The 7,584-nt window shown below is 42.4% G+C and carries 5 protein-coding genes and 1 pseudogene; all 6 read left to right on the forward strand.

Annotated elements, in window-relative coordinates; translation table 11 throughout:
* Nucleotides 1-222: 222 nt before the first annotated feature.
* The 6 genes and pseudogenes from M2R48_RS07340 (at nucleotide 223) to M2R48_RS07365 (ending at nucleotide 7,290) form a co-directional block, all read left to right on the forward strand.
* Nucleotides 223-1,287: a YqaJ viral recombinase family protein gene (locus M2R48_RS07340; protein WP_262085611.1), complete on the forward strand. Its 1,065-nt coding sequence runs from the start codon at nucleotides 223-225 to the stop codon at nucleotides 1,285-1,287.
* A gap of 148 nt (nucleotides 1,288-1,435) precedes the next feature.
* Nucleotides 1,436-1,540 (forward strand): annotated as a pseudogene (locus M2R48_RS07345) (hydrolase or metal-binding protein); the annotation flags it as partial.
* Nucleotides 1,541-2,153: 613 nt separating this feature from the next.
* On the forward strand, nucleotides 2,154-3,701 hold the full coding sequence (gene ltrA / locus M2R48_RS07350) for a group II intron reverse transcriptase/maturase (protein ID WP_262085613.1): 1,548 nt from the start codon (nucleotides 2,154-2,156) through the stop codon (nucleotides 3,699-3,701).
* A gap of 12 nt (nucleotides 3,702-3,713) precedes the next feature.
* Complete coding sequence (locus tag M2R48_RS07355; protein ID WP_262085614.1) at nucleotides 3,714-4,643, forward strand: hydrolase or metal-binding protein; 930 nt, start codon at nucleotides 3,714-3,716, stop codon at nucleotides 4,641-4,643.
* Between the two features lie 516 nt (nucleotides 4,644-5,159).
* Complete coding sequence (locus M2R48_RS07360; RefSeq protein ID WP_262085615.1) at nucleotides 5,160-6,218, forward strand: YqaJ viral recombinase family protein; 1,059 nt, start codon at nucleotides 5,160-5,162, stop codon at nucleotides 6,216-6,218.
* 136 nt (nucleotides 6,219-6,354) lie between these two features.
* On the forward strand, nucleotides 6,355-7,290 hold the full coding sequence (locus tag M2R48_RS07365) for a hydrolase or metal-binding protein (RefSeq protein WP_262085617.1): 936 nt from the start codon (nucleotides 6,355-6,357) through the stop codon (nucleotides 7,288-7,290).
* Nucleotides 7,291-7,584: the final 294 nt, after the last annotated feature.

A 7,584-nucleotide genomic window follows, 5' to 3' on the forward strand; every position in this document is an offset into this window, starting at 1 on the left:
AGGACAGTGGATGAAATACCGCACCCTCAATATCTGGTCTTAGATGGATATCGGCATATCTACCATACTGACTTTATTCGTCTTGCAACGTTTGACGAAATTAAGCTGAGTTATCGCATCGACTAAATACCATTTAAACATACTGATTTCAATTCTCATCCCATGCCAAAAAAGCATGGGATTTTTTTATGTCTTTCAAACTAGAAGTTAGAGGAATACATTATGAGACAACATATCGTAAATTTACCCCAATACATCATAGGTCCTGTTGTAGGATCAAAAACTTATTCATTACCTTCAAAACGAAAAAAGCAACCCAAACGCTTAGCTGAAACCAAAAGCATGTCACAAGCCGAATGGCTCAATGTGCGTAAACAAGGCATTGGCAGTAGTGACTGTGCCGCAGCTTGTGGACTTAATCCCTATATGTCAATGCTTGAACTGTGGATGATTAAAACAGGTCGTATCCAACAACATATAGAAGATGAAAGTGAAGGCCATGCACCCTTATATTGGGGCAAACGCCTAGAGCCTTTAGTCGCTGAATACTACAGTCTACATACCAACTATAAGGTGCGTCGAGTCAATGCAGTCCTGCAACACGCTGAACCTGATAAACATTTCATGTTAGCAAACTTGGACTATTCCGTGGTGGGTGATGCAGATGTACAGATACTTGAATGTAAAACCGCAGGGGAATATGGCGCAAAACTATGGCGAGAAGGTGTGCCTTTATACGTACTTTGTCAGGTGCAACATCAACTGGCAGTCACTGGCAAGAAAGCAGCACACATCTGTGTGTTGATCTGTGGACATGAAACACGAATTTTTAAAGTAACACGCTCAGAATCAGTGATCCAACACATTATCAATGCTGAACGACACTTTTGGGAATGTGTGGAAAAAGACACCCCACCAGATGCTGATGCCAGTGAATCAGCAGCCAAAGCCTTACAGCTACTTTATCCTGAACATATCCCACTGATGACCACAGATTTAACTCAAGATGAACAGGCCAATCAACAATTTGAACAATTGATTCAAGCACGCCATCAGGTTGAAAAGCATCAGGAGCAATTTGACCTACTCAAGCATCAATTACAAGCCAAGTTGCAACAGGCTGAACGTGCAACATTCAGCAATGGTTCAGTGACGTGGAAAAAGTCTAAAGACTCAATCAGTTTAGACAGCAAGGCCTTACTCAAACAGCATCCTGAGTATCTTAATCAATTCCCACAAACTAAACATGGCTCACGGCGTTTCAATATTTATACCGATGATGATTGAAAGGTAATTAGCCTAAGCAAGATATCCAACCACTTGACATTAAAACAAGCCTACAAAAAAACCCATGCCTCAGCGGATGGGATTTCTTTTAAGCAAATTTCATTTTAACCAAATACAGAAACTCATTTAAATAGAAGAGGAAACTACCATGATTAAAGGTCTAGCGATTACCCCACCGATACTTGGACGCATCAGTATTGGTAAGGTTGTTGAGAAGAATGGAAAGCGGCTGCCTGAAAAGGATGATCAATTTGTGTGACGTGAAGTCGTTTGAGTAATTGTTCCAGCGAGGAAACTCGCGTGTGAACCTGATGTGCCGTCATCAGTAGCCTACCGACACATGCAGGATTGGCAACGATCCTGTGTGAAGCTGTCGGGACAATGTAGCTGGGCTTTTAAGCCGCACCAAGCCGTGAGGTGGGGGTGTTATCTGCAAGCATCAATGCGGATACGGCGCTAGGCTGGATGGTATGACCAACATATGTGAACTGCTGATAAACATCGTTACGTCTGACAAGCCAAAGATGCTGACAGGCTTGGACCAAAAGGTATGCGGTCGGTTACCTCATGAATTGTGGGGGTACACGGACATAATGACCGCCGGTGAATAGGCAGGGTCTAACCCATCTCGTTACTCATGCGGAACACGGTAAGCCCGTATCGTTGCCCTTTTGGGCAGGCAAACTGTAAGGAATGCCGTTGGCGGTGCGGGTAAAGGAAAAGTGGAGAAAGCGAACGCTGCTCTGTAATGGGGCAGATAGGGGTTGAGCTGCAAGGCGATATCATCCCATGCGAAAGCAGGCAGACTTCCACTCGGTCTTTCTTTACGAGAGAGTTTGATTAACCTTTTAATGAGGGAATTGCAGATGACTACGCAAGTTTGCGCGGGTGCGTCCTCACACGAGATCGAGGAATGGGACAGTATCGACTGGACCCAATGTCGCCGTGAAGTGCGAAGGCTCCAAGCGCGTATCGTAAAGGCAACACGGGAAGGCAGACACGGCAAGGTGAAAGCCCTGCAATGGCTGCTGACTCACTCGTTTTGCGGGAAAGCATTGTCCGTCAAACGAGTCACTGAGAACCGAGGTAAAAGGACATCCGGTGTAGATCACAGGCTTTGGTCTACGCCGAAAGCTAAATCTCAAGCGATATTGTTACTCAGGCGGCACGGATATCAACCGTTGCCGCTGAAGCGCGTCTATATTCCTAAAACCAACGGGAAGATGCGACCGCTGGGTATCCCAACCATGAAAGACAGGGCAATGCAGGCACTCTACTTGCTTGCCCTTGAACCCTTGGCTGAGACAACAGCGGACCAGCGGTCATTTGGTTTTCGCGCTCACAGGTCTACTGCGGATGCTATCGGACAGTGCTTTATCGCACTGGCTCGGAAACATTCGCCACAATGGATCTTGGAGGGTGACATCAAAGGTTGCTTCGACAATATCGATCATGACTGGTTACTAAAACATATCCCGACGGATCGAAACATCCTGAAGATGTGGTTAAAAGCTGGATACATGGAAAATAGACAATTGTTTCCCACCGACGCAGGTACGCCACAGGGCGGTATCATTTCGCCAGTCTTGGCGAACCTCGTCCTTGATGGTATGGAAGCTCGATTGAACGCCGAATTCGAAAGAAAACGGAGGATCAACTGGGCAGGACACCGTCTCAAAGTCGGGTATGTACGTTATGCGGATGACTTTATTGTCACTGGATGCTCGAAAGAGCTACTGGAGGATGAAGTTATGCCGATTATTGAGGACTTTATGCGGGAACGAGGGCTTATGCTTTCCCCAGAAAAGACCAAGATCACGCACATCAACGAAGGCTTTGACTTTCTGGGGCAGAACATCCGCAAGTATAACGGCAAGTTACTCATCAAACCGTCGAAAGCGAATGTGGCAGCTTTTCTTAAGAAAGTACGCACTGTTATCAAAGGGAATAAGACACTGAATCAGGATTATCTGATTCAGATGCTGAACCCGATAATTCAGGGCTGGGCAAACTATCACCGGCACGTCGTTGCAAAAGCAACTTTTGCTCGGGTCGATTACGAGATTTGGCGGACATTGTGGCAATGGGCGGTTCGTCGTCACCCAAACAAAGGCGGCCGCTGGGTAAGGAAGCGTTATTTCCATACTCTAGGTACTCGAAGTTGGGTATTTGCAGCATCAACAGGAAAGAGACTCCCGAAAGGTGAACCGATCCTGAAGATGCTACGAAATGCGTCAGACACACCTATTCAACGTCACCGACCACTTAAGCTGGAAGCCAATCCATTTGACCCACAGTGGGATAAGTATTTTGAAGAGCGAACAGCTCTCAAGATACAGCAATCATTGAGGAACAGGAAGATGCTAAACAGACTTGAACTGGATCGAAGTCATGACTCCACGGTATCGAAGTAGTGAAGCCGGCTCGTGCAGACGGGCTTTGAAAGGCTTGAGCCGTATGCGGGGAAACTCGCACGTACGGTTCTTAGGGGGGCGTGGCTCAGTAATGAGCCATGCCTACCCGACACTATTACCAGTCAAATCCAAGGCAAGGACGGCTGGATCAATCATCCGTTTGATGAGCAACTGCGAGCCAAAGCACCCAATCAAAAACTTCGAACCATTCCAGTACGGATGATTTTTAATGATCCCGAACTTAACCTTAGAGCAGAATATACCTTATTTGATCGACAAACAGGACGACCTGTATGTATTGGTAATGGTGAAACATGTCAAAGGCAAACCAGTCAAGGCATTGAACAACATCCATGCCCATCCCCTGATTTATGCCCATTGGCACAAGGAGGCAACTGTAAACCTTTTGGCCGTTTGCATGTGAATTTAGATGAATCGGATGAACTTGGTACGTTTATTTTTAGAACCACAGGCTTTAATAGTATTAGGACTTTGGCAGCGAGACTGAGTTATTACCATGCAGCATCGAATGGCTTACTTTCATGTCTACCACTTCAACTGACACTTCGAGGAAAATCCACCACACAAAGTTATCGAACCCCTGTGTATTACGTCGATTTAACTTTAAGGGATGGCGTCAATCTTCAACAAGCCATTCAAACGGCTAAGGAAATTGACCAACAAAGCAAAGCTTCAAGATTTAATCAAACAGCTTTGGATCAAACGGCACGTCAGGGTTATGGCAATGCGCGATTTGAAGTAAATTCTGAGGAGGGTCTGAATTTAATAGAGGAATTTTATACTGATGAAAATCAAGAAACTGACACTGAACAAGCTGAAACCAATGCAAGAACTAAAGCAAAACTTAAGCCGAATCAAGGTGAGGGTTTTGTGCTGGATATACAGCAGGGTTTGCAGAAAAGTGTAAGGTCGGTGAATTGAAGAATGTGAGTCCAAAGACTCACAATCATGAGGTATTTTTAATTTTTTGAAACACTTAAAATTAATTATTGAAAACGTGATTTAAATCAATTATTATTAATTTATTGTTAAATATATTAAGTTTTATGTGCTCAGTCTTTTCCCAATAGATGAGCATCTTTTTATTCCCTTTATATACCCATGTATCATAATCCATGGGTGTTTTTTTATATAAAAATCAATTTATTAATATAATCTCAGGGTGGGTAAAACTATACCTAAAACCTATCATAAAGCAAATTGGTTTTCTTATAAAGGACAGTGGATGAAATACCGCACCCTCAATATCTGGTCTTAGATGGATATCGGCATATCTACCATACTGACTTTATTCGTCTTGCAACGTTTGACGAAATTAAGCTGAGTTATCGCATCGACTAAATACCATTTAAACATCCTGATTTCAATTCTCATCCCATGCCAAAAAAGCATGGGATTTTTTTATGTCTTTCAAACTAGAAGTTAGAGGAATACATCATGAGACAACATATCGCAAATTTACCCCAACCCACCATAGGTTCTATAACAGGATCAAAAGCTTACTCATTACCTTCAAGAAGAAAAAAGCACCCCAAACGCTTAGCTGAAACCAAAAGCATGTCACAAGCTGAATGGCTCAAAGTGCGTAAACAAGGCATTGGCAGTAGTGATTGTGCCTCAGCCTGTGGACTGAATCCCTATATGTCGATGCTGGAACTGTGGATGATTAAAACTGGACGTATTCAACAAAACATTGAAGATGAAAGTGAAGGACACGCACCGCTATATTGGGGCAAACGCCTAGAGCCTTTGGTCGCTGAATACTACAGCCTACACACCAATTATAAAGTACGTCGAGTCAATGCCGTATTACAACATCCTGAGCCCGATAAACATTTCATGTTGGCAAACTTGGACTATTCTGTGGTGGGTGATGCAGACGTACAACTTTTAGAATGTAAAACCGCTGGAGAATATGGCGCAAAACTATGGCGAGATGGTGTCCCTCTATATGTGCTGTGCCAAGTACAACATCAATTGGCAGTCACAGGCAAGAAAGCAGCACATATTTGTGTACTGATCTGTGGGCATGAAACTCGAATTTTTAAAGTGACTCGTTCAGAATCAGTGATCCAACACATCATCAATGCAGAACGACACTTTTGGGAATGTGTGGAAAAAGACACCCCACCTGATGCTGATGCGAGTGAATCGGCAGCGAAAGCTTTACAACAGCTTTATCCTGAACATGTACCACTGAGTACCACAGACTTATCCGAAGATGAGAAGTCCAACCAACAATTTGAACAATTGATTCAAGCACGCCATCAAATTGAAAAACATCAGGAGCAATTTGACTTACTCAAACATCAACTGCAAGCCAAGATGCAACAGGCTGAACGTGCAACATTCAGCACTGGTTCAGTGACGTGGAAAAAGTCTAAAGACTCAATCAGCTTAGACAGTAAGGCTTTACTCAAATCACATCCAGAATATCTCAGTCAATTTCCACAAACTAAACAAGGCTCACGGCGTTTCAATATTTATACCGATTAGCCTAAGCGAAATATCCAACCACTTAAAATTAAAACAGACCTACTAAAAATCCCATGCCTGAGCGCATGGGATTTTTTTAAGCAAATTTCATTTTAACCAAATACAGAAACTCATTTAAACAGAAGAGGAAACTACCATGATTAAAGGTTTAGCAATCACACCTCCTATTTTAGGGCGAATCAGTATTGGCAAAATAGTCGAAAAGAATGGGAAACGACTGCCTGAAAAGGATGACCAATTTACCATCACCAGCCAAATCCAGAATAAAGATGGCTGGATCAAACATCCACTGGATGAACAACTCAGAGCCAAAGCACCCAATCAAAAACTTCGAACCATTCCAGTACGGATGATTTTTAATGATCCCGAACTTAACCTTAGAGCTGAATATACTTTATTTGATCGGCAAACAGGACGACCTGTTTGTGTTGGAAATGGTGAATTCTGTCAAAGACAAAGCAACCAAGGCATTGAACAGCATCCATGTCCATCACCAGATTTATGCCCATTAGCACAAGGAGGGAACTGTAAGCCTTTTGGTCGATTACATGTCAATCTTGATGAATCGGATGAACTCGGAACATTTATTTTTAGAACTACAGGCTTTAATAGTATTCGTACTTTGGCTGCGAGGCTTAGTTATTACCATGCAGCATCGAATGGCTTACTTTCATGTTTGCCATTGCAATTGACGCTACGGGGTAAATCCACGACACAAAGCTATCGAACGCCTGTGTATTACGTAGATTTAACCCTGCGTGAAGGTGTCAATCTACAACAAGCGATTCAAACAGCAAAAGAAATTGATCAACAAAGCAAAGCAACTGGATTTAATCAAACGGCTTTAGATCAAATGGCACGGCAAGGTTATGGCAATGTACGATTTGAAGTAAATTCTGAGGAGGGTCTGAATTTAATAGAGGAATTTTATACTGATGAAAATCAAGAAACTGACACTGAACAAGCTGAAACCAATGCAAGAACTAAAGCAAAACTTAAGTCGAATCAAGGTGAGGGTTTTGTGCTGGATATACAGCAGGGTTTGCAGAAAAGTGTAAGGTCGGTGAATTGAAGAATGTGAGTCCAAAGACTCACAATCATGAGGTATTTTTAATTTTTTGAAATACTTAAAATTAATTATTGAAAACGTGATTTAAATCAATTATTATTAATTTATTGTTAAATATATTAAGTTTTATGTGCTCAGTCTTTTCCCAATAGATGGGCATCTTTTTATTCCCTTTATATACCCATGTATCATAATCCATGGGTGTTTTTTTATATAAAAATCAATTTATTAATATAATCTCAGGGTGGGTAAAACTATACCTAAAACCTATCATAAAGCAAATTGGTTTTCTTATAA

The organism is Acinetobacter sp. I-MWF (genome assembly GCF_025433935.1).
Classification (GTDB): Bacteria; Pseudomonadota; Gammaproteobacteria; order Pseudomonadales; family Moraxellaceae; genus Acinetobacter; species Acinetobacter guillouiae.

What these genes read in the sequence shown, in the direction of transcription:
- M2R48_RS07360 (WP_262085615.1), top strand. Translation starts at nt 5,160, where the DNA reads ATGAGACAACATATCGCAAATTTACCCCAACCCACCATAGGTTCTATA.
- M2R48_RS07340 (WP_262085611.1), top strand. Translation starts at nt 223, where the DNA reads ATGAGACAACATATCGTAAATTTACCCCAATACATCATAGGTCCTGTT.
- M2R48_RS07365 (WP_262085617.1), top strand. Translation starts at nt 6,355, where the DNA reads ATGATTAAAGGTTTAGCAATCACACCTCCTATTTTAGGGCGAATCAGT.
- ltrA (WP_262085613.1), top strand. Translation starts at nt 2,154, where the DNA reads ATGACTACGCAAGTTTGCGCGGGTGCGTCCTCACACGAGATCGAGGAA.